We start from the raw sequence: 25,725 nt of genomic DNA, 5'->3' as shown, positions 1-25,725 counted from the left end.
TGCCTCGCCGACACCCACGGCAACGTCGTCGTCGTCTCCACCCGCGACTGCTCCCTCCAACGACGCCACCAAAAACTCGTCGAAGAAGCCCCCGCGCCCTTCCTCACCGAGGCGCAGAACGCCGAGCTCTACCGCGCGTCGAAGGCCATCCTCAAGGAGGCCGGGTATGTGGGTGCGGGCACCGTCGAATTCCTGGTGGGCACGGACGGGACGATCTCGTTCCTGGAGGTCAACACCCGCCTCCAGGTCGAGCACCCGGTCACGGAGGAGGTCACCGGGATCGACCTGGTGCGGGAGATGTTCCGGATCGCGGACGGCGAGCCGATCGGCTACGACGACCCGCCCGTGCGCGGCCACTCCTTCGAGTTCCGCATCAACGGCGAGGACCCGGGCCGCAACTTCCTGCCCGCCCCCGGCACCGTCACCACCTTCGCCCCGCCCACCGGCCCCGGCGTCCGCCTGGACGCCGGTGTGGAGTCGGGCAGCGTGATCGGCCCGGCGTGGGACTCCCTCCTGGCCAAGCTGATCGTCACCGGCGCCACCCGCACCCAGGCCCTCCAGCGCGCCGCCCGCGCGCTCGCGGAGTTCCAGGTCGAGGGAATGGCCACGGCGATCCCGTTCCACCGCGCCGTGGTCACCGACCCCGCCTTCACCGCCGACCCCTTCACCATCCACACCCGGTGGATCGAAACCGAGTTCACCAACACCATCACCCCCTACACCCCCACCACCACCGACGAGACAGAAGAGTCGGTGGCGCGGGAGACGGTGGTGGTCGAGGTCGGGGGCAAGCGGCTGGAGGTCTCCCTCCCGGCGTTCCTGTCCGTGGCCGCCGCGCCTGCCGCCGGGGACGCGGGCGGGGCGAAGAAGCCCAAGCGCAAGCCCGTGAAGAAGTCCGGATCGTCCGCCTCGGGTGATGCGCTGGCGTCGCCGATGCAGGGCACCATCGTCAAGGTCGCCGTCGCCGAGGGGGACCAGGTCGCCGAGGGCGATCTGGTCGTGGTCCTGGAGGCGATGAAGATGGAACAGCCCCTCAACGCCCACCGCGCGGGCACCGTGAAGGGCCTGGCCGCCGAGGTCGGCGCCGCCCTCACCGCCGGCGCCGTCATCTGCGAAATCAAGGACTGAGACCAAGGGCTGAGACCAAGGACTGACACCCCGGGCCCGCCGACGCCCGAATGCGGCCGCGCCCAGCCCAACGGGCCCCCGCCTCACCGGCCGCGCCGGATACGGGGGCCCGTTAATCCATATGGCATCTTCGTGCCATGGGTCTGGGACGCGAAGTCCACGTGACAGACCATGGAGCCGGTGATTCCGCACTGGTGGAATCACCGGTGAACTTGGTCTCCCCCGCGTAACGGGGGCGGGGGAGACCAATTTCCCATGCCCGAGTCGCCGTCGATCCGGCGGTGGGCGTGCCCGAAACGGGCATCACTTCTTCATCGTGCGCTCCAGGAACCTCAGGACCGTCTCCGCGTAGAGCTCCGGGTGGGTTTTGACGCCCTGGAGATGCTCGGTGTCCGGCAGGGTGTGCACCTCCGCCAGCGGATACCGCTCGGCCAGCGCCCGTACCCCCGCCGCCGGGATCATCGTGTCGCTCTCGCCGGTCAGGAAGAGCATCGGCGTGCGCTCGTACGCGCCCTTGGCCGCGGGCGGCCACTGCACCCGCAGCATCGCCACGGCCGCCGTGGAGGCCACCTTCTCCAGAGCCTTCCGGGACGGCCCCTTCCGCATCGGGCCGGGGACCGGCAGCCCGCCGGACGCGACGAAGTTGGCGAACAGCGACCGCAGTTCCAGCGCCGGGCCGCTGTCGAAGACCATCGCGTCCACCGGGCTCTCCCCGTCCCTCCTGAGCATGTAGAAGGAGGGGAAGGTGGAGATGGAGAAGCCGTAGACCGCGATGCGCGCCGAGGCGTGCTCCGCCGTCCCGCGCAGATGCCTGACCACCGCCTCCACATCGTCGGTATGCCGGTCGCTCATGCCCCAGCAGGCCCGGTCCGCGCCGCTCTTGCCGTGGTTGCGGTGGTCGAACATCGCGACCGTATAGCCCGCCTCGTTGAGCATCCGGGCCTGCGCCAGGCTCGCGGACTTGCTCAGCCCCAGGCCGTGCCCGAGTACCACCACCCGGTCCGGGTCGCCCGGGCACAGCCACACATGCAGCCCGCGCCGCACGCCGTCCAGTGGCACGGTGACATCGGTGGTGGACAGCCCCACGTCCGCGGGCTTCTTGTGATACGGCCTGCGGGGTGGGTGATAGATGAAATACGAGAGGAAGGCGCCGTACAGCGGAGCCACCGGGAGCGCGAGCGCGGAGGCCGCCTTCGCCCAGAATCCCGTCGCCATGTCGCAAACCCCCATTACGGAAAGTGCACGGACTGTGCTTGATCGTAGTGGTGCCGCCAGGTGATCGTACCCGCCGGTAGGGGAACGTGTCCTAAGTCACCGGGTGTCGCCCGTGCCGCAACGCCTACCCGGGGCAAGGATGTTGAGTCAGGCTCAGCGCTGCGGGGGGAGACAGGGAATCGTGTCGTACACCGGCCCGGCGGATCCCGCCGTCGACACCGCAGGAGACACGGCGGGCGACCAGGCGTACGAGTCGGCCTGGGGCCCGGACCGCGCGCTGCCCCGCCCCGCGGACCGCCCCTCCGGCGCCGAGGTGGCCGTATGGCTGCTGCGCATCCCGCCGTCCGCCGCTGCCGCCGCCGAGCGCGCCGGAATGCTGGACGACCGGGAGCGCGAGCGGGCCGCGAGATTCCGCGACGACACCCTGCGGGAGCGCTATGTCGCCTCCCACGTGGGCCTGCGGACGCTCCTCGGCGCGTATCTCGGCATCGCCCCCGCCGAAGTCGAGCTGATCCGCGAGAAGTGCGGCATGCCGGACTGCGACAAGCCGCACGGCCGCCCCGCCGTGGCGGGCGAGCCTCGGCTCTCGTTCTCCCTGTCCCACGCCGAGGACGCCGCGCTGTACGCCTTCGCCGACGCGGCCGTCGGCGCCGACATCGAGGCCCGGAACGCGCGGCGCACCGGCAAGGTGCTCACCGGCCTCATCCGGCAGCTCCACCCCGACGAGCGCGCGGCCATCGAGGCGCTGCCCGAGTCGCTGCACGAAGAGGCGTTCCTCAGCTGCTGGGTGCGCAAGGAGGCCTACCTCAAGGGCATCGGCACCGGCCTGCCCGGCGGCCTCCGCGCTCACCACGTCGGCCTCGCCGACCACCTCGCCCCGCCCGGCTCCACCACCCCGCCCGGCTGGACCCTCGCCGACGTACCCGCCCCGCCCGGCTACGCCGCCGCGGTCGCGCTCCGCGCCGACGACACGCCGGCCGTGCGCCCGGTGGTCGGCGCATTGCGTTTGTGGTGAGTTTGAGACCGCGACACGCCGTGACGCCCGGCGTGTCGCCGTCTCAAACTCACCACAAGTCAATGGGCATTGGAGCCAGGTATTGCCGGAGGTGATGGACGGCTGGTTCCGGTCGCTGTGGACCTCCCCCGAGATCCGCCGCGACCTGCGCACGTACGTCCTCGGGGTGCCGCCCAGGGCCGAACTGCTGCGCTGGGCCGAGGCGCTGCGCGGCTTCGACCGCCCGGCGCTGGTGGCCTGGGCGGCCGAGGACAAGGTCATGCCGCCCGAGCACGGCCGCCGGCTGGCGGAGCTGCTGCCCCACGCCCGCCATGTGGAGATCGCCGACAGCTACACCCTCATCCCCGAGGACCAGCCGGAGCGACTGGCCGAGCTGATGCGTGAGTTCGTGCTGGACGGCTCGTCGGGGTAGCAGGGTGTCCGGGCCCGCGAGCCGTCACTTCACATACGCCAGAACGGCCAGGACCCGCCGGTTGTCGTCGTCCGAGACCGGCAGGTCCAGCTTGGCGAAGATGTTGGAGGTGTGCTTGATGACGGCCCGTTCGGTGATGACCAGCCGCTCGGCGATCGCGGCGTTGGAGCGGCCCTCGGCCATGATGCCGAGGACTTCGCGCTCCCGGGCGGTCAGCCGGGCCAGCGGATCCGCGGCGGAGGAGGCGGTGCTGGAGAACAGCCGGGCGATGACCTCGGGGTCCATGGCGGTGCCCCCGGCGGCCACCCGGCGGACCGCGTCCACGAACTCGTCCGGGTCGAACACGCGGTCCTTGAGCAGATAGCCGATGCCGCCGGTGCCGTCGGCCAGCAACTCCTTGGCGTACAGCTGCTCCACGTACTGGGAGAGGACCAGGACCGGGAGGCCGGGGATCTGCCGGCGGGCCTCCAAAGCAGCCTGAAGGCCCTCGTCGGTGAACGTCGGGGGGAGTCGTACATCGACGACTGCCACGTCCGGACGTTTCTCGACGAGGGCCTGAAGGAGGTCGGGGCCGGTGTCCACAGCGGCGACGATCTCGAAGTCGTAAGCCTCCAGAAGCCTGACCAACCCGTCCCTCAGGAGGAAGAGGTCTTCGGCGAGGACAACACGCACGGCAGCTCCATGGTCAGTGTCGTCGGACCGCCCTGGGGGCTGGTCACGGCAAGAACACCGTCGAAAGTAGCAAGCCTGCGCTCCATTCCGCGCAGTCCCGTGCCACGGGAGGGGTCCGCGCCGCCCACGCCGTCGTCGTTGACCTGGGCGCGCAGCCGGCCCGTCTCGTACCACAGGTCGACCGTGACCCGCTGGGCCTCGCCGTGCTTGGCCGCGTTGGTGAGGGCCTCGGAGATCGCGAAGTACATGGCGGACTCGACCGGGGCCTCGGGGCGGCCGGGCAGCTCGGCGTTGACCTCGACCTCCAGGGGGCTGTCCATGCCCAGGGCGCGGACCGCGTCGGCCAGGCCGCGGTCGGCGAGCACCGGCGGGTGGATGCCGCGGACCAGGTCGCGCAGCTCGTTGAGGGCGGTGGCGGAGGCCTGACGGGTGTCGGCGAGGATGGCGCGGGCCGCCTCCGGGTCCTTGGCCAGCAGCCGCTCGGCCACGCCCAGGTTCATGCCCATCGCGACCAGCCGGGCCTGCGCGCCGTCGTGCAGATCGCGCTCGATCCGGCGCAGCTCGGCGGCCGAGGTGTTGACGGCGTCGCTGCGGGTCTCGGTGAGGTGGCGCACCTGGCGGGACATCTCGGTGGGGGCCAGCAGCGACTTGGCGAACTGGGCGTGCAGCCGGAGCAGGTGCGGGCCCGCGGCCAGACCGCCCAGCGCGATGGGGATGCCGAGGGCGGCGGCCATCAGGGCGGAGCCGTCACTGGTCACCTTGACCATCGCGTACCAGTTGTTGCCACCGGCTTCGGCGATGTCCTCCCAGATCAGCGGCATGATCAGGCCGAAGACGCCATAGCCGACCAGCGCCAGCGGCAGGATCGCGATCGCCAGGCCGACCACCGGGTTCACCAGGGTCCAGGCCAGGTCCCGCCAGGTCGCCGGGTCGGTGAGGATCCACTGGTTGCGCTGCACCAATCCCTTGAAGCCCGGCTCGGCGGCCGGCCGCGGCCGGTACGGGTCCTCGATCCCGACCCCCGACCACTGCCCGGCCAGCCGCCGGGTGATCGCCGTGGTCCCCCGCAGGGCCACCGCCAGGGCGGGCACCAGGAACACCCCGAGGCCGATCCCCAGCAGGGAGATCGCGGTCACCATCAGACAGAAGAGCACCACTTCCCAGGGGGCGAGGGCGGCCAGTACCAGGCCGCGGCCCATGGCGCGCACTCCCCGGACGGGCCAGGGGCCGTCGTCGCCGATCCGGCGTCCGCCGGTCCTCTCATCGCTCACGATGCTCATGTCCTAACCCCCTCCTCGGGGCGGCCCTTCCGCCGCTGTGTGCCCTTCAGTCTGCCCGTGGCGACCCCTTGGGAGCACTGGACTCCGGTGGCGTTTCGGGGGGTGTAGTCAGGTCCCCCACAAGACGCCACACAGGGCCCTCGGCGCGCCGCCGCGCGCCGAGTTGACTTGTGGTCATACGACGCGAGAGCCCTCTGTGAGCGAAGGAGCCGGCAAATGAGTACTCGACGCAGCGTTACCGCGGCGGTGTCCCTGCTGCTCGCCGTCCTCATGACCGTGCTGGTGACGGCCGCCTCGGCCACCGCCGCGCCCGGCTCCCCGCAGCGGCCGCGCAGCCTGGAGGCCCTGGTCGACGGCATCGTCCAGAGGCAGCTCGACGAGTACCGGATCCCGGGCGCCGCGGTGGTCGTGGTCTCCGGCGGACGGCAGGTGCTGGCCAAGGGGTACGGCGTGGCGGACATCGACCGCGGCACCCGGGTGGACGCCGGCCGTACGGGTTTCTTCATGGGCTCGGACGCCAAGGTGTTCACCGCGATGGCCGTGCTCCAGCAGGTCGAGCGGGGGAAGCTGGATCTGAAGGCCGACGTCAACCGGTATCTCACCCGCCACAAGGCCGGCTTCACCATCAAGGACAGCTATCCGGGGCGCCCGGTCACCGTCCGCGACCTGCTGACGCACACCGCCGGCTTCGACAACAGCATCATCGGCCGCGCCACCGCCCGCCCCGAGGACGCCGAGCGGCTCGGCGACAGCCTGGCCGAACACCAGCCGCCCCGGGTGCGCCCGCCGGGCGAGGTGTCCAGCTACGACAACTACGGCGTGGCGCTGGCCGGATACCTGGTCGAGCTGGCCTCGGGCGAGCCCTTCGCCGCGTACGTCGAACGCCACATCCTGCGGCCCCTCGGGATGACCCGCACCTCCTTCGCCCAGCCGCACCCCGCCGCGATCGCCACCGCGCGCGCCGGCGGCTACCGCCCCGACGGCAAGCGGCAGGTGCGCGCCGAGGGCCAGTACGGCGCCTGGACCCCCACCGGCGCCGCGGCCGTCACCACCGCCACCGACATGGGGCGGCTGATGCTCGCCCAGTTCGCGGGTGGTGCGCTGGACGGCCACCGGGTGCTCGGCGAGACCCTGACCCGGGCCATGCAGCGCCGCCAGTTCGCCAACGACCCCAGGCTGCCCGGCATCGGCTACGTCCTGGAGGAGCGTGGTCGGGACGGAATCCGGATGCTCGTCAAGGACGGCGACATCCCCGGCTTCCACGACAACCTCGCGCTGCTCCCCGACCGGGACACCGGCGTCTACGTCGCGTACAACGGCGACGGCGAGGACGGCCGCGCCTCCTGGGCCGGCCAGGAACTCGTCAACCTTGTCGCCGACCACACCTTCGGCACCCCGCGCCGCGCGGCCGCCGCCCGCATGGGCGAGACCGGCAAGTTCACCGGCTTCTACCGCTCCACCCGCACCAGCCACTCCGACCTCACCCGCGCCGCCGCGCTCACCAGCTCCGTACGGGTCACCGCCGGACCGGACTCCACCCTCACCACCACCGGCCCGCTCAGCCGCGACCCGGACGTCACCGAGCAGCACTGGGTGCGCATCGGCGACGGGCTGTTCCAGGAGAAGGGCGGCCAGGAGCGGCTCGCCTTCAAGGACGGCAAGCTCTTCCTCGCCTCCGACCCGACCGTGGGCTACGAGCGGGTGCCCTGGTACGAATCCCCGGTCCTGCACCAGCAGCTGCTCATCGGCTCCCTGGGCGTCCTGCTGCTGTCCGTCGCCGCCTGGCCCATCGCCGCCCTGATCGGCCGCCGCCGCGGCTCCACCGCCGCCGCCCCCGCGGGCGCCCGGCTGGCGCGCCTGCTCGCCTGGACCACCGGCGCTCTCCTCGCCGTCGCCACCGTCTGCTTCGCCCTCCTGGTGGCCGACCCCAACGCCCTCAACCAGACGGTCTTCCTCGGCGACTCGCCCATGCTGACGCTGGTCCCGGTCCTGGCGAAGGCGGCGCTGGCCACCACGGCGGCCGTCCTGGTGTGCGCCGTCATCGCCTGGTGGCGCCACTGGTGGGGCTGGGCGGCCCGGATCCACTACAGCGCGGTGGCGCTGGCCGCGGTGCTCTTCCTGACGGTCGCGGGCAACTACCACCTGCTGGGCTGACGCCCGTCGTCTCAAAGGGTGCGCGAATCGTCAACATCCCTGCGCGGACCGACAAGGCCGGGTGCGGACGCGCTCGGCACCCTGGATGCCGAAGCCCCGAACAACCCTTGATCAAGGGGGAGATATCCATGAGCATCACAGCAAAGATCGCCGCGACTGTCGCGGGAAGCGTCCTGGTCCTGAGCGCGGCGGTCGTGCCCGCCGCCGCCTCGTCGTCGTCGACGGCAGCCGACGCGGCGGCCGGAACGGCGGCCGGTCCGGTGCAGGGCGCCTGGCTCACCGGGCTGCCCGGCACGGCAGCCAAAGTGGCCGACGACGTGTACTGCTGCTGAGGCAGCGTCCTTCGGACGCTTGGCGCGGACGGCGGTAGCGGCACGCCTGCCGGTACCGCCGTCCGCGCCGAAGACCTTGTCAGGGCCGGACGGGCTTGCCGCGTCCCCAGCCCCAGGCGAGCCGGTCGGCGCCGGACTGGTTGGTGGTGGCCAGCGAGGGCCGGGCGGGGTCGCCGGTCAGGGTCTGGAGCGTGTAGGTGTCGTCGGTGCGCAGGCCGGGCCAGTAGACGGACCCCATCTTGAGCTCGCGGAAGGTGTCCGTGACGGCCTGGACGTAGTTGATGTAGTTGTTGGACGGAGCCGGCTTGTTGTAGTTCAGGCCGGTGGTCATCGGGGCGCCGAACTCGTCGGCGATGGTCCGGTTGGCGCAGTCCCCGATGCGCACCTTGAGGTCGGCCACCCACTCGTCGTATGTGGCGTAGTTCTTCCAGAACCCGTAGTGGTGCAGCGACAGATAGGTGCCGTCCAGGCGCGGGTCGGCGCAGACCGAGGTCACGTGGTCGTTGTAACCGGCGCCGCTGACGATCACCTGGTTGCGCGGCACCGAGGGGTAGGTGGACAGCCACTTCGCGGCGATGTCGGCCCACTCGGTGTCGGTGTAGCCGTGGGGCTCGTTCATCGGCTCGAAGTAGACGCGCTTGTCGTCCTTGTACGCGTCGACGACGGTGTTCCACATGGGCCAGAAGGTGGCGGGGTCGTCGATGTAGCCGTCCTTGCGGGGGCCCGTGCCCTCCCAGTAGGACAGGATGACCTTGAAGCCCTTGTCCGAGGCCGCGTCGATGACCCCGCGGTACGACTTCCAGTACGCGCCGTTGACGGTGTACGGGTTGATGGGCAGCCGGACGGTGTTGGCGCCGAGGTTCGCGCGGAACCCCGAGATGATCCGGCTCGCCTTGGCGTACGTCTGGTCGTAGCTGTCGGACGTCGACAGGCCGGACAGCTCGACCGGGTCGTCGGCGAAGTTGTCGCGGGGATCCGCCCAGTTCACGCCCCGGAACTGGGTGGTGTCGCCGCTGGGCGCGGCGGAGGCGGGGCTGCCGGCGAGGGTGGTGCCGGTGGCCGCGGCGACCAGGATCGCGACGAAGGCGGCGCGCAGCCGGGGGGTGAGGCGGGCTCTGGCGGGGCTGGAGGGGCTGGCGGGGGATGTGCGCATCGCTTGCTCTTTCGGCTTGCGGGAGAGGCCGACTCAGCGCATGGCGGAGCGGCGTGGCTGAGTGGCCGTCGGGGATGTCGGCCGTGCGATGTTTGCGCAAACATGGCGGCGCCCGAATCGTGACACCCGGCACAGCGGCCGTCAAGGTTTCGTGCACGTGACGGCCGTGGTCATGGGCTGCTGCCGGCGATGCTCCCGGCCGACGTCCACGCCTAAGCTGTGTCCCATGTCAGACGCCATTGACGCCCTCATACGGGATCTCTCCGACAGGGACCGCACCGTTCGGAGAGCCGCGGAGGACGGTCTGGTCGCGCTCGGAGCGCGGAGCGTCGACCGGCTCCTGCCGTATGTCCGCGACACGCGACGCGAGAGCCCGAGATTCAGCGCCGAGTCCGTCTTGAAGCGGCTGGGTGAGCAGGCGCTGCCGCGCCTCCGCGCAATCCGGCGTCACGGCCCCGGGCGGCTGCGCGGCAAGGCACTGGAGACGCTGGTCGACCTGGGCGGTGCGGAGGCGCTCGACGAGGCCGACCGGAGTGCCGTGGAACGCCTCGTACGGATCAAGCTCCTGGACGAACTCCCGGTGAGCCTCCCCGCGGACGCCGGCCGCTGGCTGGCCTTCCCGTCGGACCGGTTCGACGACGCCGTAGCCGTCCTCGGCCTGCACGACCTTCGGCCGGTCACCACCGTCATGGGCGTGGACGCCACCACCCGGGCCGACGACTCCATGGAGTTCCAGGACTCCCGGGGTGAGACGCAGAGGGCCTACCGGGTCTTCATCACCCCGGAGTTCGACAGCTGGTATTTCGTGTCCGCATCGCACAAGAAGTGGCGCATGGTGTGGGGGAATGCCTTCGTGGACGAACTCGACGGCTTCACCCTGGCGGACAGGCTCAGCGAGCGATGCGGGGAGGCCCACTTCTACTGCATCGACCCCTACCACTCCGCCGAGAACTGGTACGTCGCCCGCGACGGCCGACGTGTGCGGAGCTACGGAACCTACGCGTACCCGGAGTTCGCGGGTGAACCACTGCCCTTCGAGATCAGCTACATCGAAGACGCGAAGGAGGAGGGCGGCGACAGTGACTGGGCCGAAGGCGTGATCTGGGCGGGCACGGCTGCCAGCAATCTCTCGGTCGAGCCGGGCCCCATGTCCGCGGAAGACACCCACGGCCACGGCTGGCTCGCCACCACCCACCCCGACGTGCCCAACTCCCGCTTCAAGGGGGCGCTGCCCGTCTGACACCCGCGTAGGAGCGGCGACCGGGCGGGCGAGTGGCGTGGCTACAGTCACCCGTATGGATCAAGAGCAACTCATGGCGGAGCTCGGGCAGGCCCGCGACAAGGAGAGCCGAGAGCGCCTCGTCGGCCGCCTGGCCGAGCGGGGCGAGACCTCGGTGCCGGCGCTGCTCGCGGCGCTGCCCACAGCGGTGCCTTCCTCGCGAGAGATGGTGAAGGAGGCGCTGTGGCCGATCGGCCCGCCCGCGTTCGACGCGGCGCTCGCCGCCCTGGCCACGGACGAGAAGGGCCGAGGCTCACACGAGCTGCGGCCGTGAGGCGCCCGGCCTCAGCCGGGAAAGGCGCGGGCGAACCCGGCCAGATTGGTCGGGCAGGCCCATATCTCCCGCGTCATCCGGGCCTCGAACCAGGACTGAGCCCCCTCTTCGTCGGCCAGGGCCGCCTCATGGTCGGCGTCCTGCTCGGGATGGGCCAGCATCTCCAGGACGTAGCGGAGGTTGTCCAGTTCCTCATCGAGCGGCGCGTCGTCACAGGGATGCGCCTCATGCGCACAGGACGTCTGCCCGAGAGCCCGCTCGACCGCGCCCATCGCCTCCATCACCCGGGCCTCGGCCGCCGCGTCCGGGCGGGCATAGATCACGTACGGGCCTGTCAGCACCAGCCCGAGCGTCCACAGCGCCGTGTCCGGCATCGGTGTGCCGGCCGCCACGCTCGCCTCGAGATTCCTCGCGCACTTCAGCACCGTGCTCGGCGCATCGCCGAGGTAGTAGCCGTGCCGGATCTCGTCCCACTCGCCGATCAGGTCGTCCCACTCGGCGGGGGTGAGCCTGTCGTTGTCGCGCCGTTCCTGAGCTGTCTCCGCATTGGTCACCGTCCGAGGATGACATGAGGGTCCGACAGCGAGGTCCTCTCACCCCCGTACCGCCCGCGCGCGGTGTCGGCGTACCGCGTCGCGGTTGGCACACCGCTGGGAGCAGTAGCGCTGCCGTCCCGTGCGGGAAGTGTCGGCGAAGATCGTGGTGCACTCGGTCACGGCGCACCGCCGGAGCCGGTGCATGCCGCGTCCCGCCAGGTGGAGTGCTGTGCCCACGGAGATCAGCGAGAACAGCAGGGAGCCCAGCGGCTGCTGGTCGTCGCGATAGTGCAGGTGCCAGCCGTCGCCGCCGTGGTCGGTCAGCCGCGGGTAGGCGGCGGCCGCCGCCAGCATCCGGTTGACCAGCTCGGCGCGCGTACGCTCGTCGTCGGCGTCGACGGCTTCCTCCCACGCGTCCAGTGCCGCCAGCGCACGGTCCAAGTCCTCTGGTACGACCGGGCGTTCCAGCGCCAGCCCGGCCGCGCGGCAGCGGTCCGCGAGCTCCTCGGCGCTCGCCGGGCGCCGGTTGGCAAGATCCGCGGCCAGGTTCACGGCGTCCTCGCCGTAAGGGTTGAGGTGCATCAGGTCATTACAGCAGTCCGCACTGTACTGGCGCCCCTGACGAACACCGAGTCAACGCCTTCTGTCGGCTGTCAGAACATCCAGCCCCTCAACGTCGTCCAACGCGGCTCGCGCCGCCGCGGTGAACTCGCTCAAGCGCTCCGACAGCCGACCCACCTCGACCGCATGGCGCTCCAGGAAGCGGGCGTTGCCGTCCGTGGTGTTCTCCGGGGAGTCACGCAATGCGAGAAGGGTCGTCTCTGTGGACCGAAGCGTTGTGTAGACACTTCGAGCTGCCTGTTCCACGGCCTCCGGCCCTTCGACCGCCAGGTTGGCCCAGGCGGCCCGTGCCAGTGCCAGCTGGCCAACAGCCTGTTGCAGTCTGCGATCGATTTCTTCTGTATCTCTTTCGCCTACGAACGCGCGCCCGGCGATCTTCAGCGCGTTCTGTGACTCACTGGCTGGGGCAAGAAAGGCGCTGTAGGCATCACGGCGCACCTGCCTGCGCCAGTGAGCGTGCTCGGCCCTGGCCTGGGCTCGCACCTGCTGACGCGTTGACCAACCAGTGATCGCCGACGCGAGGACGGTGCCTGTTACGCCGATCGAAGCCCCGAGCAATGCCGCTATTCCCTGGTCCACGGAGATGTGTCTACCGCACCTCTCGGCGGTCATGGGCGGGACCGTTCGTGGCCGGGCCGTGTGTTCAGGCGGGCAGTTCCCAACTCGGCCCGTTCGGGACTTCGAGCCAGACGGTCTGTGTCTCGTCGGTGACAGTCATCCCCAAAGCGGACTGGCCGGGCGATCCGGCCTTCTGCCATGTCCTCAGGGCCACTTCGACCTGGTCCCAGAGGCGCAGCGGGCCATGCTGGTGGACGGTCCAACCGTCTTGGCCAACTTCCGTCCACGCCTGGGATCCGGTGGCCACGTCGGCGAGGACCGCGTCGTTCTCCCCGGAGGTCCAGAACTCTGCTGAGGGCGCGGCCAACTGGGCGATGAAGTGTCCCGTCCAGTCCTGGAGAAGCCCAGGATCGATACGGCTCGGGCGGGGCTGACCAGGGAGGCGGTGGAACACGGGCCGGGGCGGACGCTCGTGGGGGCGGGCCAACATGTACGAGATCGTGTCCCCGGTGAAGCGGCCGGTCGCCGTGCCGCTGTCGTCGAGGGTGAGACGGATGAGGCCGGAGGCGATCATCCATCCGCTGAGGGTGGTGGTGATGCTCCCGCCGTCGCGGACTTGCCACAGCCAGGGACGGGGGATGTGCCGGACGGCGCAGGTTGCCACGATGGCGTCGTACTCGGCGCCCTCGCTGTGTCCTTGGAGACCGTCGCCGGTGACCAGGGTGGGGGAGTAGCCGATCGAGCGGAGGCGATCGGCGGCCCTTTTGGACAGGTGAGGGTCGTACTCGATCGACGTGACGTTCGCATCGCCCAGGCGGTGGCAGAGGATCGCGGTCGAGTAGCCGGTGCCCGTGCCGATCTCGAGCACCTTGTCCCCCTCCCGGATCCCCGCCACTTCGAGTGTCCGTACCACCAGAGACGGCAGGGTGGCGGAAGACGTGGGCCTGCCGACCACCGGCCCGGGGGTGTCGGCTGGGTCGATGCCGTCCACCTGGGTGACCCATGTGGTGTCGGAGTAGGCCAGGCGTAGCCACTCCTCCTCGCCGAGCTCGGCGAGGTTGACGGGTTCCCACGCGGCGCCTTTGGGCCGGTAGAGCTCCGTCCCCAGGAAGAGCTCCCGGGGGACGGCCTCGATGGCCGCCCGCCATGCGGGGTCCGTCATGCGGCCGCTTTCGCTGATCTGGTCGGCGAGGGCGTGGCGGAGTCGGGTTGCGTCAGCGGGCATGGGGGCGTCCTGAATGCTCCTGGGTGGGCGGCTACATGACTGGGCGGACGAGCACCGGGTTGTCCGGCGAGTCCAACCAGGCGTGCTCGCCCTCGCCGTTCACGGTCAGCCCGAAGCGGTCGAAGCCGGGTCGGTCCTGCTGCTCCCACCATTGGTGGGCTGCTTCCGCCTCGTCCCAGAGTCGACGCGGGCCCGACTGCCACACGCGTGCCGTCGCTCCGTCGCGGAACTGCACGCACGCCCAAGAGCGGTCGGTGAGCCCGTAGAACCACATCGGGCGCGCCCCGGCGTCCTTGTCGGCGACGAGGTGTCGGCAGTGGGGGACGAGGAGGCTCAGCGCGAAGCGCTGTGGGCTGAACTGCCCGGTCAGGAAATGGGCTTCCGTGATCGTGGTAGACGACTCGTCGCCGTCGGCCACGCTGCCCGGGACGTACTCGGTGTGCACCACGGGCGGCAGGCGTTGCGCCCGGAGCTTCATGAACTCCACTGGTCCCGTGAACGCGCCTGACGCGCTGTGCCCATCCTCGGCGACGACCAGTCGGGCTACTGCGTTTCCATTGCCGTAATGCGTGCCCCAAGGGGCGACGATGACCCCGTGCGGCCTGCTCTGCCGCACCCATGCGAACGGGATCGACCGGAGTCCGCAGGTGGCAATGATCCGGTCGTACGGTGCCGCCCCCGGGCAGCCTTTCGAGCCGTCCCCGTGCACCACGCGCACGGGTGTGCCGAAGCGCTCAAGAGTCACTCGGGCTGTTGTCGCAACGGATTCGTCCACTTCCACGGTGACGACGTTCTCCGCGCCGAGCCGGTGCGCCAGCAGCGCGGCGTTCCACCCGGTGCCGGTACCGATCTCCAACACCTTGTGACCGGCTCGTACGTCCAGGTCGCGGAGCATGGAGAAGACGACGCTCGGCATGGAGGCGGAACTGGTGGAAACCTGGCCCGGATCCGTGCCCGAGTGCTCTCCGTCATCCCATTGCGTGACGATGGGCGCGTCCGAATCGGCGTACCTCAGCCATCCGTCCGGATCGTCCGCTCTGCTGACGGCAACGCTCCGGGCGGTGGCCATGTCGAACGGCCACATCAGGCCGGACAGAAACGCGGATCGCGGTACGGCCTGGAACGCGGGTGCCCAGTCCGGAGTGAGGATACCGGCGGACATGAGGACGCGCCCCAGCTCTGTGCGGCTGGGGCGGTCCTGGTGTGGGGTTGGGGTCACTGGGCGACGGTCTCAGCGGTCTTGGGCGGGTTGGGCACACCGGGGCCACCGTCTGGTGACGGCGGCTGGTGCGGGCCGGGGTAGGGCTGTCCCGGTAGCTTGTCTCCGTTGCCGCCGTCAGCGGCCGTGGTGATCTGCAACCTCATCGCTCTCTCCTTCAAACGGTTGGATGACGCGTCACGGGACCCACTTGGGCCGCTGCCCGGATGAGCACACCATGCACGCGACTTTGGTCGTGCCCTCGCACGTCACGCATCCCGCGAATCCGCCGCAGTCCGGACAGTTGACGTCGCCCCGGCCCGCGCAATAGCCGCAGTACCGCCGGTGGCCGTCGGCAGCCGTCCACGTGGGCATGGACTCGGTCACGGGTCGGGCGTCGTCGACCCTCGGCGGCGCTGGCGCTGCCGTTTCTCCGGGCAGGGGACCCCGGTGCGTTCCTCGCAGCGGCACGGTCGGAACCACAGCGGGTCGAGCGCTGCCCTGAGGTCTTCGGCCGTCGTCTGTCCGAGGACTGCGCCTTGGGAGTTTCTGCTGCGGATGCCTCGTCTGACGACGTACGCGAGAGTCTGGGCCGCTTGCGGGCGGACGCCGATCATGTGCACGAGGCTCAGGGGTGACGTTCCGTCCGTGGCCGACCAGCCGATGCTCAGCGCCTCGACACCGGCGAGGTCTAACGCGGATTGGAGCTCGCGGGCGGCTTTCTCGGCGTCGCCGGCGGGGTCTTCTGGGTCCGTCACCAGGTGGTTCCCGCCCGTTCGGGTGCGAAGTGCGGGACGTATGGGGGCGCCGGGTCGGTGCCGTGCATGAGGGGGATGGTCCACCCGATCGGAATACGGGGCAGCCCGAAGCGGATCTGTTCCGCGTACGACATGGGGTGCGGCATGGGGTCGGGTTCGGCGCTGCGCGACGGTGGCTGGACGGGAATCGGGTGTTGTTCGGGGGCGGGGGTGCGGGGGCCGAACAGGGCCTTTTTCACCCGTCCGAGTGATCGTGATACGAATTGCATTGTCGGTCTGCTCCAGTCAGATCGGCCGCGCCCCGGGCCGTCGCAAGCGGTGCCGGGGTCTTGGTTGTCCGGACACTCAACCGGGCGAGACAAGTCCGCACCACTGCGAAAGTTCTGCATCTCCGCTGCGCGTTGGCTGCAAGGGGTACTCTGACCAGGGGAGACGGCGTCCGGACGGAGTACCGGCATGGCAGGTAAGCGGCGCAGCTTCGCAGAGCGACGAAAGGCTTGCGGATACACGCAGGAGTCCTTTGCGGAAGCCATGAGAGTGGACCGGACCACGGTTTACCGCTGGGAGCGTGGGGAGGCTGATCCGCAGCCGCATCAACGCCCGAAAATAGCCAAGCTTCTGAAGATCACGGCCAGCGATCTCGATGGACTTCTTACGCCGGATTCCCCTGTGCTTGCCGCCAGCCAACCGTGGATCGTCCGTCATGTTCTCGCCGACGACGATGAGCAGGACGCATGGGAACTGGCGCGGCGGGTGGAGGCGAGTGACGTAGGCGCGCCGACCCTCAGGAGACTCGAGGGCGCGTTTGAGGATCTGGCCACGGCCTATCCGGTCACTCCTCCGCAAGATCTACTGCACCGCGTGAGGCGCCACTCTGCCTACGTCGCGGTGCTGTTGGGCGGGAGGAAGACGCTCTCCGAGCATCGAAGGCTGCTGGTTGTCGGCGGCTGGCTGTCTCTACTCGCCGCGACGCTTCATATCGACCTGAAGCAGGAGCACTCGGCCACGGCCCGCCTTCAAACAGCCGTGGCCCTCGCGCGGGAAGCGGAGCACGCGGAGATCGAGGCATGGTGTTACGAAACGGAGGCGTGGCGCGTCCTGACGGACGGGGATTACGCACGCGCCGCCGAGCTATCGAGAATTGCGCAGAGTGTGGCACCCGCTGGAACTTCCGCCCTGATTCAGGCAACCGCCCAGGAAGGGCGTGCTCATGCGAGGCTTGGAAACGGGAAGGAGACATACTCGGCAATCGAGCGGGTGCAGCAGATGTCCGACGCTCTCGGATTCCAGGAGCGACCCATGGAGCATCACTACCAGTACGATCCCGCGAAATCTCTGGCTTATACGGCGACAACGCTCGCTTGGCTGGGTGATTCCGCCGCGGAAGGTTTCGCGCGTGAAGTGATCTCCCGGTTGCACCCGTCGGGCGATGTCACCACATGGCCGCGCCGAGTGGCCTCGGCCAACATTGACTTGGCGCTGGTTCTGCTGACGGGAAACCGTCTCGATGAGGCGTGCGATGCCGCGCAGAAGGCAATGATGAGCGGGCGCGTCGTGCCCTCCAATCACTGGCGGGCGTTGGAGGTCGTCAAGGCGGTCGAGGCAAAGAAGCTGCCGGAAGCGCCAGATCTGCGCGAAGCGTACGAGAAGCTGCTTTGACCAGGTCAGTGGACGGGGCGATCACCTCACGCGTCGGCACAGCAGGAACAAGACCGCCGCGACGAGCAGATACGCGGGCACGAGCAGCACCGCGTCGGGGCTCGTCTGGCTCGCCGACCAGCCCGCGTCGCGCCGGTCGCCCTCCAGCGCGACGCGGTTGACGGTGAGGAAGGTCAGGTGCGTGCCGATGGCGGCCCAGAGCGGGGCCCGGCCGACCGCGGTCCGGGCCGCGACGAGGGTCAGCCCGAAGATGGGGAGCAGGACCAGATACGAGGCCGCGTCCTGTCCCGGTGGCACGATGCCGACGGGGGCGGGCTCGGCGCCGGTCAGGCGCGCGGTCGCCGCGTACGCCACGGTCGACGCGCCCGGCACGAGCATGAAGACGGCAGTCGTGCCGAGTGCCGAGGCGGTGCCGCCGAACCGTTCGCGCAGGGAGGTCCAGGCGTAGCCGCGCAGCGTGGTCTCTTCGGGCAGGGCTTCGAGCAGAAGCGCGACCACCGCGTTGGATATCAGGAAGCCGACGAGCGGCAACGGGTCCGGGCGCGACCAGCGCAGCAAGCCCCCGGCCGTCCCGGCGCCGAGGACGGGCACCGCCGAGGCCGCCGTCACACCCACGCCGGTGAGAAACGCCCGCAGCCCGGCCCCGGCACCGCCGAGGCCCAGGGCCTTGAGCGATGCGCCGCGCCGCCGTACTGCGAGAGTTACGGGGACGAGGGCCAGCGCGCTGACCATGGCGGCCGGGACCAGCCGGGCCGCCGTCCCGGTGAGCCCGGCCCGCTCCGCGGCGGCCGAGCCCGCGGCCGTACCGACGCCCAGCGCGGCGGCCATGACCAGGCCGCCGGCGAGGGCCCTGGCCAGGGCGCTGGATCGGGAAGGGGCGGTTCTCCCACCCGGGTGCTGCCGCGTCATTCGTCCGTCCTGGCTGAGCTGGTGATCGGTTCGCCGTGCTGCTGCCAGTCTCGGTTCCGCATCCGTCGCGAACCTCGTGTCCGCTGATGAGATGCGCGTACATCCTTCGAGGTATTCCGGATCAGAGGTGTTCCGGGTCAGCGGACCTTGTCGAAGAAGCGGCGGAGGTCGGCGGCCACGTCGTCGGGCCGCTCCATGGCCACGAAGTGGTGGCCGCCTGGGTTGTCCGTGGGCCAGTGGACGATGGTGTTGTGCCGTTCGGCGAGCCGGCGGATCCCGGGGGCACCGCTGTAGACGCCGGTGGGCGCGGCCTTCTGGCCCTCCGGCCAGCCGAAGCCTGCGCTGTCGTACATGGGCCAGGAGGAGGATCCGAAGGTGTCGGTGAGCCAGTAGAGGGTCGTGTTGGTGAGGAGCAGGTCGCGGTCGATCAGCTCCTCGGGGAGTTTGTCGGCGACGGTGAACTCCTTGAACTTCTGCGTCATCCAGGCCAGCGCGGCGACGGGGGAGTCGTGCCAGCCGTAGGCGAAGGTCTGCGCGGCGGCGCGCAGCAGCGCGTGGTGGGGGACGCCGTTCATCCAGTCCGCCTGCTGGAGTTGCTCGAAGGCCGCGCGTTCGTCGTCGGTCAGCTCGGGGACGTCGGCCTCCGTGGGGAGGCCGAGACCCGCGATGATGTAGACGCCGACCACGTGGTCCGGTGCAGCCTTGGCCATGTCGGGGGCGATGTACGCGCCGAGGTCCCCGCCCTGGGTGCCGTAGCGGTCGTAGCCGAGGCGCCGCATCAGCTGGGCCCAGAGCCCCGCCACCCGGGTGGCGGTCCAGCCGGTTTCGCGGGGCGGCGCGGAGAAGCCGAAGCCGGGCGGGGACGGGACGACGACGTGGAAGGCCTGGGACGGGTCGCCGCCGTGCGCACGCGGGTCGGTGAGGCGGTCGATGAGGTCGGCGAACTCGATGAAGGAGTTCGGCCAGCCGTGGTTGAGGACCAGCGGCAGGGCGTTCGGTTCGGGTGAGCGTACGTGCAGGAAGTGGATGTCCTGTCCGTCGATCTCGGTCATGAACTGGGGGAACTCATTCAGCCGCGCCTCGTGCCGACGCCAGTCGTAGCCGTCTCCCCAGTAGTCGGCCAGCTCCTTGAGGTGGGCCAGCGGCACGCCACGGCTCCAGCCCTCGCCGGGCAGCCCGCGCGTCCAGCGGGTGCGGGCGAGGCGCTCGCGCAGCTCGTCCAGGTCGGCCTGGGGGATGTGGATGCGGAAGGGACGGAGTTCATCGCTCATGCGACGACTGTAGGAGTCATATAGGTCGGATCCTGGCCTAGATGGCCGGGCATCATGGACGCCATGAGCACCCCATCGGCCCGGCTGCTGTCCCTGTTGTCCCTCTTGCAGACCCCGCGCGAATGGCCCGGCAGCGAGCTCGCGGACCGGCTGGGGGTCAGCCCTCGCACGGTCCGCCGGGACGTCGACCGGCTGCGCGAGCTGGGATATCCGGTGGAGGCGACGATGGGGGCCACTGGGGGATACCGGCTCGCCGCGGGCAAGGCCATGCCGCCGCTGCTGCTGGACGACGAGGAGGCGGTGGCCATCGCGGTCGCGCTGAGCACGGCGGTCGGCAAGCCGGTGAGCGGTATCGAGCAGGCGTCCCTGCGCGCACTGGCCAAGCTGGAGCAGGTGTTGCCGTCCCGGCTGCGGCACCGGGTCGGGGCCTTCCGGACCGCGACGGAGTCGCTCTTCACCGGGAGCGCCTCGCCCGTCGACCCGCACGAACTCGCGGTGGCCGCCGCGGCCGTGGCCGGCCACGAACGGCTGCGGTTCGCCTACCGGGCGGGGGACGGCGGCCGGACCCGGCGGCTCGTCGAGCCGCACCGGTTGGTGCTGGCCGGCCGCCGCTGGTATCTGCTGGCCTACGACACGGAGCGCGACGACTGGAGGATCTTCCGCGTCGACCGGATGGCCCGCCTCCAGCCCACCGGCGTACGCGTCCCGCCCCGCGAGCTGCCCGAGAAGGACGCGGCCGCCTTCGTCACCCGCAGGATGTACTCCCTCGCGCCCACCTACGAGGTGCGGGCCACGGTGGGTCTGCCGGCCGCTCAGGCGGCGGAGCGGCTCGGGGCGGCGCCGGGCGAGGTGCGGCCGATCGACGAGAACAGCTGTGAACTGCACGGACGCGCCGACACGTTGGAGTGGCTGGCGTCCCGGCTGCTCATGCTGGGCTGCGAGTTCCAGGTGCATGAGCCCCCGGAGCTGCTGGCTCATCTGCGTACGGTCGGGGCCCGTGCGCTCCGGGCCGCCTCCACTCCCCCCTGATTCCGTGGTGACTTTCGGACAACGACACGCCGTGGGCTCCGGCGTGTCGTTGTCCTCTACTCACCGCAAACTCCAGGGCGCACGGTGCCGCTGTGCAAAGGGGCAGTGGTCAGGAGCGGCGGGCGAGCAGCACCCGGTGCATCGGGGTGTCGAGCAGGCCGATCCGGCGCAGCCCCGCGTCCGCCAGCCACTGGTCGTAGTCGTGGACGGTGAAGGCGTCGCCGCCGCCGGTGGCCAGCATCGACGCGGCGAACAGCCGGAAGAACCTGTTCTGGACCGAGCCCTCCCCGTTCTCCTCGTCGACGATGTGGTCGGCGATCGCGATCACTCCGTCCTCGGTGAGCCCCTTGGCCGTCTTCAGCAGCAGCTCACGGGCCGACTCGGGGGTCTGGAGGTGGAAGATGTTGACGAACAGCGCGAGGTCGGTGCCGTTGCCCCAGTCCTCGCTCCAGAAGTCCACGACCTCGCCCCGGAACCGCTCGGCGACCCCCAGCTGTGCGGCCTGCCGGGCGGCGATCGGGATGATCCGCTCGGCGTCCAGGCCGCGCGCGGTCAGCTCGGGGAACTCGCGCAGCAGCAGGTGGCTGTAGATGCCGGTGCCGCAGCCGACGTCCAGGAGGGTCGCGGAGCGGCCGGTGCTCCAGCCGAGGTCCCGCAGGGCGTCGGCGAGCGCCCGGGTGATCGGCGGCGCCCAGAAGCTGATGCCGCGGACCAGCGAGGTGTAGTCCTCTTCCGATATCTGGTTGAGCTGCTGCGCGCCGTCGGCGGACCGGGCGCCGGAGCGGACGTTCTCGGCGAGGTGGCGCCAGGCGTTCCAGGCGACGTTGCGGTCGTGGCCGATCTTCCCGGCGAGGCTGAACAGCCCGTCGGCGGCGAAGACGCCGTGCAGCTCGGGCGGGAGGGTGTAGACGGCCTGACCGTCCGCTCCTCTCGTGCGTTCGACCACGTCGTACGCATAGAGGCCGTCCAGCAGGACGCGGGTGGCCCGCAGGTCCGTGTCGAGGATCTCGGCGAGCTGGGCGGCGGTGGCCGGGCCGACGGTGAGGGCGGCGAAGGCGCCGAGGTCCTGGGCGGCCTCGATGACGCCTGGCGCCCAGATGCCGATCAGATGCTCGTACAGCCGGTGGGCGGCCCGCACCTCGCCGTCCATGGTCTGCGGGAAGGCGGTGGTGTCGACGAGCGGGGTGAGGTTGGCGGACGCGGTCGTGGCGGGGAGGGTCATGAGGCCGGCTCCTTGGCGGGGCGAGTGAGGACAGGGGTGTGGTGGGCGGTGGTGCGGCGGGCCGGGGGCGGGTGCGTCACAGGATGATCCCGCCGTCGATCTGAAGCACGGATCCGGTGATGTACGCGGACCTGTCGGAGGCCAGGAAGGACACGGCCTCCGCGACCTCCTCCGCGGTGCCGAACCGGCCCAGCGGGATGGCCGCCACGGCGCGGTCCCGCCGGCTGCCGCTGAGGGCGCCGGTCATATCGGTGTCGATCATTCCGGGGGCCACGGTGTTGGCGCGGATGCCGTACCGGCCGACCTCCTTGGCCAGCGCCCGGGTCATGGCGACCATCCCGGCCTTGGAGGCCGAGTAGTTGCCCTGGCCCGGGTTGCCGTAGACCCCGGACACCGACGAGAGGGTGATGATGGAGCCCGACTTGCGCTTGACCATCGGGAACAGCACGGCCCGGCAGACGTGGGCCGCGCCGTCCAGGTTGGTGGAGACGACCGCGTGCCAGTCCTGGTCGGACATCATCAGCATCGGCTTGTCGCGGGTGATGCCGGCGCTGGCCACGGCGACGGCGACCGGGCCCAGCTCGCGCTCGGTGCGCGTGACCCATGCGCGTACGGCCTCGCCGTCGGAGATGTCCAGGCGCTGGGCGAGCGAGCCGACCCCCAGCTCGGCGAGTTCCTTGCCGAGCTGCCGGGCCGCCTCCTCGTCCGAGCGGTAGCAGAAGCTGATCGCGTAGCCGTCCTGGGCCAGCCGCAGCGCGGCCGCCCGGCCGATGCCCCGGGAGCCGCCGCTGACCAGCGCGACCGGAGGCACAGGCGGGATTGGAGCGACCGGCGGTTCCGTGGGGCTCATCGGGCACCGCCCAGCAGCCGCAGCACCGCGCAGGCCACCAGCCCCTCGCGGTCCACCGAGGTGATCACGGCGGCCCGGCCGGCCGAGGCCGGGTCCTCGGCCGCCGTGACCAGGACCCCGGCGAGCTGGAACGCGGCCTGGGCGGAGGCCGTGTCGCCGATGAGCTCGTGGCACACCAGGCGGCCGGCGGCCTCCTGCCCGAACAGCTCGGTGAGCAGCGCCCGTTCGGCGTCTCCCGCGGCGCCGGTCAGCCCGCCGCCGGCCGCCGCCCACACCTCGCCCGGCTCGACGCCGGACTCGGCGAGGGCGTGGCGCACGCTCTCCCGCAGGGTGCCGGGGAGGTCGCCGGTGACGTCCACCCGTACGTCGATCGCCAGGAGTTCGGCGAGCGGCGGACGGTCCTCGGGGAGGGCGTCGGCGGGCTCGACCAGCAGCACCGCGCAGCCCTCCCCCAGCGGCGCGGCCTGATCCTCGTCCGCGCCCCGGCTGTGCCGCTCCAGCCAGGATCGGGTCCCGGAGTACTCCTCCATCGCCCCGACCAGCGCCCGCTCGGCCCGGCCCGCGGCCAGCAGCCGGCGGGCGTAGGCGAGGGCGAGCAGGGCGGCGGGGCGGCCGCCGGCCAGGGTGGTGTTGGGGCCCTTGAGGCCGAAGCGGATGGCGCTGGCCCCGGCCGAGCTGTTCATCAGGGTGTTGGGCATCAGCTGGGCCGGCACGTCGTAGGGCTTCTCCCCGACGAACGAGGCCCGGCTGAAGTTGTGCTGGCCGGCCGCGCCGCCCCAGGTGGTGCCGAGGACGAGCGCGGTCCCGGCCCCGCGGGTCACCGGGCGCTCGTCGGCCTCGGCCTCCGCGAACAGTTCGCGTACGGCGGTGACGGCGAGCCCCATGCCCCGGTCCATGGTGCGGGTGCCGGCCCGGCCCAGGACCGTACGGATGTCGAAGCCGGGCACCAGGCAGGCGGTGGCGTCGGGCGTCTGCCAGGCGTCCGGGTCCGGGGCGGCCGCGGTGGGGCGGCGCGCGGCGATCCCCGCCGCGTACGCCTCCCGCCCCAGCCCGTACGGGGAGACGGCCGACCAGGCGGTGATGACGGCGCGGTCGGTACGGGCGGCGGTACGGGCGGGCGGCCGGTCGTTGGGCCGGTCGTCGGGGGTGACCTCCGTGAGGTGTGCGGGGGTCATCGCTGGTCCTCCTCGTAGCGGCCGAGGACGACGGAGGCGTTGTTGCCGCCGAAGGCCAGGCCGTTGTTGACCACGATCCGCAGGGGCGCCGCGACGGCCTGGTTGGGCACGCAGTCGATGCCGCACTCGGGATCGGTGGAGCGGTGGTTGACGGTGGGCGGGATGAATCCGTGGGCCAGGGCGACGGCCGAGGCCGCGGCGCCCAGGGCGCTGGCCGCGCCCATGGAGTGGCCGAGCATGGACTTCAGGGCCACGGTGCGCGGCGGCCGGTCGCCGAACAGCTCGCGGATCGCGCGGGTCTCGGTGATGTCGTTGGTCTTGGTGCCCGTGCCGTGCGCGGACACCAGATCGACCTCCTCCGGCTTGATCCCGGCGTCGGCGAGCGCGAGGCCCATGCAGCGGGCGACGCTCTCCCGGTCGGGCGCGGTCGGGTGGTGGGCGTCGCAGTTGAGGCCGTAGCCCAGCAGCTCGGCGTAGATCCGGGCGCCGCGCGCCAGGGCCGACTCCAGGGTCTCCAGCAGCAGCACACCGGCGCCCTCGGCGGTGAGCAGCCCCTCGCGGTGGGCGTCGAACGGCCGGCACCGGTCGGAGGCGACCAGGCCGAGCCGGGAGAAGCCGGCGAAGGTACGGCGGGCCAGCGCGTCCGACCCGCCGACCAGCGCGTAGTCGGCCTCGCCGGAGCGTACGGCGTCGAAGCCGTCGCCGATGGCGTAGTTGCCCGCCGCGCAGGCGGTGCCGAGCACGGACGGCACCGCCCGCGGCAGCCGCAGTTCACGGACGACGGCGAGGGCCAGCCGGTGGGCCGGCAGCCGCCGCACCGCGGTCGGGGACAGGCCCTCGGTGCCGAACTCCAGCTCGGACTCGACGAGCCGGTCGAGCTCGCGGGCCTCGCCGTCGGTGGTGCCGATGGTGACCAGGCCACGCCCGCCGCGCAGTTCGTCGAGGCCGAGCCCGGCGTCCCGGACCGCCAGCCGGGTGGCGGCGACGGAGAACTGGGCGGCCCGGCCGAGTTCCTCGAGCGGGGTGTGGTGGATCCACTCGGCCGGGTCGAAGCCCCTGACCTCGTGGGCCAGTTGGCGGCGGAAGCCGGTGGCGTCGAAGAGAGTGATCTCTCCGGCGCCGCACCGGCCTTCGCGCAGCCCCCTGGTGAACTCGGTGACGCCATTGCCGATGCTGGACAGGACCCCGAGTCCGGTCAGCACGACTCGCCGGGCGGTCATCGCGACTCGGCCCGGGAGAGCACCTCGAGGACCGCCTCGAAGTGGATCATGTTTTCCAGTTCGTCCTGCTCGATGGTGACGCCGAAGGCCACCTCCAGGGCGGACAGCATCTCGATCGCGCACAGCGAGTCGGCCCCGTACTCGTCCACGAACAGCCCGGTGCGGGTCAGCTCCTCGCCGTCCAGGTCGAGGGAGTTGGCGAGGATCTCACGGACCTTGTCCTCGGTGGCGGTGTCGATGGTGATGGCGCTCATGGCGAATTCCTCCGTTGGGAAAATGAGTGGTGCGGCGGTGCGGCGGTGCGGTGGGGGGTTGGGCGGTGCTCGGTGGCAGTTGTCGGTTTCAGCGGTCGGGCCGCCTGGCTCAGACCGCGTCGATCAGGCTCTTCGGGCGCAGATCGGTCCAGGTGCGCTCGACGTAGGCCAGGGCCTCCTCACGGCTGGTCTCGGCGAGTACCGCCGTCCAGCCGGCCGGGACCTCGGCGAACGCGGGCCACAGGGAGTGCTGGCCCTCGTGGTTGACCAGGACCAGAAAGGTTCCGGTCTCGTCGTCGAAGGGGTTTGTCATATCCGGGTGTTGT

Annotated in this window: 28 protein-coding genes and 1 pseudogene; 9 read left to right on the top strand and 20 right to left on the bottom strand. The window is 71.0% G+C overall.

Annotation, left to right across the window (positions count from 1 at the left end; translation table 11 throughout):
• A partial coding sequence (locus ACZ4WQ_RS06910) for an ATP-binding protein (protein ID WP_468022088.1) occupies nt 1-1,128 on the top strand: 1,128 nt, incomplete at its 5' end.
• A gap of 303 nt (nt 1,129-1,431) precedes the next feature.
• Here the strand turns inward: ACZ4WQ_RS06910 and ACZ4WQ_RS06905 are convergent.
• On the bottom strand, nt 1,432-2,343 hold the full coding sequence (locus ACZ4WQ_RS06905) for an alpha/beta hydrolase (protein WP_468022087.1): 912 nt from the start codon (nt 2,341-2,343) through the stop codon (nt 1,432-1,434).
• Nucleotides 2,344-2,524: 181 nt separating this feature from the next.
• Between ACZ4WQ_RS06905 and ACZ4WQ_RS06900 the strand changes: the two genes are divergently transcribed.
• Nucleotides 2,525-3,358: a 4'-phosphopantetheinyl transferase family protein gene (locus tag ACZ4WQ_RS06900; protein WP_468022086.1), complete on the top strand. Its 834-nt coding sequence runs from the start codon at nt 2,525-2,527 to the stop codon at nt 3,356-3,358.
• Between the two features lie 88 nt (nt 3,359-3,446).
• Nucleotides 3,447-3,770: pseudogene (locus ACZ4WQ_RS06895) on the top strand (alpha/beta fold hydrolase); the annotation flags it as partial.
• Between the two features lie 24 nt (nt 3,771-3,794).
• On the opposite strand, the gene ACZ4WQ_RS06890 reads toward ACZ4WQ_RS06895, so the two are convergent.
• Nucleotides 3,795-4,442, bottom strand: a complete 648-nt coding sequence (locus ACZ4WQ_RS06890) for a response regulator transcription factor (RefSeq protein ID WP_311730774.1) — start codon at nt 4,440-4,442, stop codon at nt 3,795-3,797.
• On the bottom strand, nt 4,406-5,722 hold the full coding sequence (locus tag ACZ4WQ_RS06885) for a sensor histidine kinase (protein ID WP_468022085.1): 1,317 nt from the start codon (nt 5,720-5,722) through the stop codon (nt 4,406-4,408). The genes ACZ4WQ_RS06890 and ACZ4WQ_RS06885 overlap by 37 nt, the downstream gene beginning before the upstream one ends.
• 216 nt (nt 5,723-5,938) lie before the next feature.
• On the opposite strand from ACZ4WQ_RS06885, the gene ACZ4WQ_RS06880 reads away from it, so the two are divergent.
• On the top strand, nt 5,939-7,876 hold the full coding sequence (locus tag ACZ4WQ_RS06880; protein WP_468022084.1) for a serine hydrolase domain-containing protein: 1,938 nt from the start codon (nt 5,939-5,941) through the stop codon (nt 7,874-7,876).
• Nucleotides 7,877-8,004: 128 nt separating this feature from the next.
• A complete protein-coding gene (locus ACZ4WQ_RS06875) occupies nt 8,005-8,208 on the top strand; it encodes a hypothetical protein (protein ID WP_468022083.1) in 204 nt (67 codons plus the stop codon).
• Between the two features lie 79 nt (nt 8,209-8,287).
• On the opposite strand, the gene ACZ4WQ_RS06870 is transcribed toward ACZ4WQ_RS06875, so the two are convergent.
• The gene (locus ACZ4WQ_RS06870; RefSeq protein WP_468022082.1) at nt 8,288-9,361 is read right to left on the bottom strand and encodes a glycoside hydrolase family 5 protein; all 1,074 of its coding nucleotides are present in this window, start codon (nt 9,359-9,361) and stop codon (nt 8,288-8,290) included.
• 226 nt (nt 9,362-9,587) lie between these two features.
• On the opposite strand from ACZ4WQ_RS06870, the gene ACZ4WQ_RS06865 reads away from it, so the two are divergent.
• On the top strand, nt 9,588-10,601 hold the full coding sequence (locus tag ACZ4WQ_RS06865) for a HEAT repeat domain-containing protein (RefSeq protein WP_468022081.1): 1,014 nt from the start codon (nt 9,588-9,590) through the stop codon (nt 10,599-10,601).
• Between the two features lie 55 nt (nt 10,602-10,656).
• Nucleotides 10,657-10,914 (top strand): hypothetical protein, encoded by a 258-nt coding sequence (locus tag ACZ4WQ_RS06860; protein WP_385350437.1) that lies wholly within the window; start codon nt 10,657-10,659, stop codon nt 10,912-10,914.
• 11 nt (nt 10,915-10,925) lie between these two features.
• Here ACZ4WQ_RS06860 and ACZ4WQ_RS06855 read toward each other — a convergent pair whose 3' ends face one another.
• The 8 genes from ACZ4WQ_RS06855 to ACZ4WQ_RS06820 all read right to left on the bottom strand — a co-directional run bounded on the left by ACZ4WQ_RS06855 (nt 10,926) and on the right by ACZ4WQ_RS06820 (nt 16,049).
• Entirely contained in the window at nt 10,926-11,468 is a 543-nt protein-coding gene (locus ACZ4WQ_RS06855) for a hypothetical protein (RefSeq protein WP_385350434.1), read from the bottom strand.
• A 39-nt stretch (nt 11,469-11,507) separates the two neighbouring features.
• Nucleotides 11,508-12,032 (bottom strand): CGNR zinc finger domain-containing protein, encoded by a 525-nt coding sequence (locus ACZ4WQ_RS06850; protein WP_398369044.1) that lies wholly within the window; start codon nt 12,030-12,032, stop codon nt 11,508-11,510.
• A gap of 51 nt (nt 12,033-12,083) precedes the next feature.
• On the bottom strand, nt 12,084-12,650 hold the full coding sequence (locus ACZ4WQ_RS06845; RefSeq protein WP_398369046.1) for a hypothetical protein: 567 nt from the start codon (nt 12,648-12,650) through the stop codon (nt 12,084-12,086).
• 64 nt (nt 12,651-12,714) lie between these two features.
• A complete protein-coding gene (gene tgmC, locus ACZ4WQ_RS06840; protein WP_398369048.1) occupies nt 12,715-13,854 on the bottom strand; it encodes an ATP-grasp peptide maturase system methyltransferase in 1,140 nt (379 codons plus the stop codon).
• 31 nt (nt 13,855-13,885) lie between these two features.
• Entirely contained in the window at nt 13,886-15,016 is a 1,131-nt protein-coding gene (locus ACZ4WQ_RS06835) for a methyltransferase domain-containing protein (RefSeq protein WP_385350422.1), read from the bottom strand.
• A gap of 53 nt (nt 15,017-15,069) precedes the next feature.
• Nucleotides 15,070-15,219, bottom strand: a complete 150-nt coding sequence (locus tag ACZ4WQ_RS06830; RefSeq protein WP_358847426.1) for a hypothetical protein — start codon at nt 15,217-15,219, stop codon at nt 15,070-15,072.
• A 216-nt stretch (nt 15,220-15,435) separates the two neighbouring features.
• On the bottom strand, nt 15,436-15,810 hold the full coding sequence (locus ACZ4WQ_RS06825; RefSeq protein WP_385350418.1) for a hypothetical protein: 375 nt from the start codon (nt 15,808-15,810) through the stop codon (nt 15,436-15,438).
• Nucleotides 15,807-16,049, bottom strand: a complete 243-nt coding sequence (locus ACZ4WQ_RS06820; protein ID WP_385350415.1) for a hypothetical protein — start codon at nt 16,047-16,049, stop codon at nt 15,807-15,809. The genes ACZ4WQ_RS06825 and ACZ4WQ_RS06820 overlap by 4 nt, the downstream gene beginning before the upstream one ends.
• Nucleotides 16,050-16,266: 217 nt before the next feature.
• Between ACZ4WQ_RS06820 and ACZ4WQ_RS06815 the strand changes: the two genes are divergently transcribed.
• Nucleotides 16,267-17,469 carry a helix-turn-helix transcriptional regulator gene (locus tag ACZ4WQ_RS06815; protein WP_385350412.1) on the top strand — a complete coding sequence of 401 codons (1,203 nt, stop codon included), beginning with the start codon at nt 16,267-16,269 and terminating at the stop codon, nt 17,467-17,469.
• Between the two features lie 21 nt (nt 17,470-17,490).
• On the opposite strand, the gene ACZ4WQ_RS06810 is transcribed toward ACZ4WQ_RS06815, so the two are convergent.
• Nucleotides 17,491-18,378 (bottom strand): CPBP family glutamic-type intramembrane protease, encoded by an 888-nt coding sequence (locus tag ACZ4WQ_RS06810; RefSeq protein WP_385350408.1) that lies wholly within the window; start codon nt 18,376-18,378, stop codon nt 17,491-17,493.
• A gap of 137 nt (nt 18,379-18,515) precedes the next feature.
• The gene (locus tag ACZ4WQ_RS06805) at nt 18,516-19,649 is read right to left on the bottom strand and encodes an epoxide hydrolase family protein (RefSeq protein WP_398369052.1); all 1,134 of its coding nucleotides are present in this window, start codon (nt 19,647-19,649) and stop codon (nt 18,516-18,518) included.
• A gap of 63 nt (nt 19,650-19,712) precedes the next feature.
• On the opposite strand from ACZ4WQ_RS06805, the gene ACZ4WQ_RS06800 reads away from it, so the two are divergent.
• The gene (locus ACZ4WQ_RS06800; RefSeq protein ID WP_398369054.1) at nt 19,713-20,678 is read left to right on the top strand and encodes a helix-turn-helix transcriptional regulator; all 966 of its coding nucleotides are present in this window, start codon (nt 19,713-19,715) and stop codon (nt 20,676-20,678) included.
• A 109-nt stretch (nt 20,679-20,787) separates the two neighbouring features.
• Here the strand turns inward: ACZ4WQ_RS06800 and ACZ4WQ_RS06795 are convergent, their stop codons facing one another.
• The 6 genes from ACZ4WQ_RS06795 to ACZ4WQ_RS06770 form a co-directional block, all read right to left on the bottom strand.
• Nucleotides 20,788-21,900, bottom strand: coding sequence for a class I SAM-dependent methyltransferase (locus ACZ4WQ_RS06795; RefSeq protein WP_398369056.1), 1,113 nt, complete (start codon nt 21,898-21,900; stop codon nt 20,788-20,790).
• A gap of 76 nt (nt 21,901-21,976) precedes the next feature.
• Entirely contained in the window at nt 21,977-22,750 is a 774-nt protein-coding gene (gene fabG / locus ACZ4WQ_RS06790) for a 3-oxoacyl-ACP reductase FabG (protein WP_398369058.1), read from the bottom strand.
• Nucleotides 22,747-23,925: a beta-ketoacyl synthase N-terminal-like domain-containing protein gene (locus ACZ4WQ_RS06785; RefSeq protein ID WP_398369060.1), complete on the bottom strand. Its 1,179-nt coding sequence runs from the start codon at nt 23,923-23,925 to the stop codon at nt 22,747-22,749. Before ACZ4WQ_RS06785 ends, fabG begins: the two co-directional genes overlap by 4 nt.
• A complete protein-coding gene (locus ACZ4WQ_RS06780) occupies nt 23,922-25,145 on the bottom strand; it encodes a beta-ketoacyl-[acyl-carrier-protein] synthase family protein (protein WP_398369062.1) in 1,224 nt (407 codons plus the stop codon). Before ACZ4WQ_RS06780 ends, ACZ4WQ_RS06785 begins: the two co-directional genes overlap by 4 nt.
• Nucleotides 25,142-25,399: an acyl carrier protein gene (locus tag ACZ4WQ_RS06775; protein ID WP_311730754.1), complete on the bottom strand. Its 258-nt coding sequence runs from the start codon at nt 25,397-25,399 to the stop codon at nt 25,142-25,144. Before ACZ4WQ_RS06775 ends, ACZ4WQ_RS06780 begins: the two co-directional genes overlap by 4 nt.
• 109 nt (nt 25,400-25,508) lie before the next feature.
• A complete protein-coding gene (locus ACZ4WQ_RS06770) occupies nt 25,509-25,712 on the bottom strand; it encodes an MbtH family protein (RefSeq protein ID WP_311730753.1) in 204 nt (67 codons plus the stop codon).
• Nucleotides 25,713-25,725 lie beyond the last annotated feature (13 nt).

This window comes from Streptomyces sp. NPDC028305, from assembly GCF_055569495.1.
The sequence above is the reverse complement of the archived record's forward strand: the minus strand, read 5'-3'. Positions and strand labels throughout refer to the sequence as shown.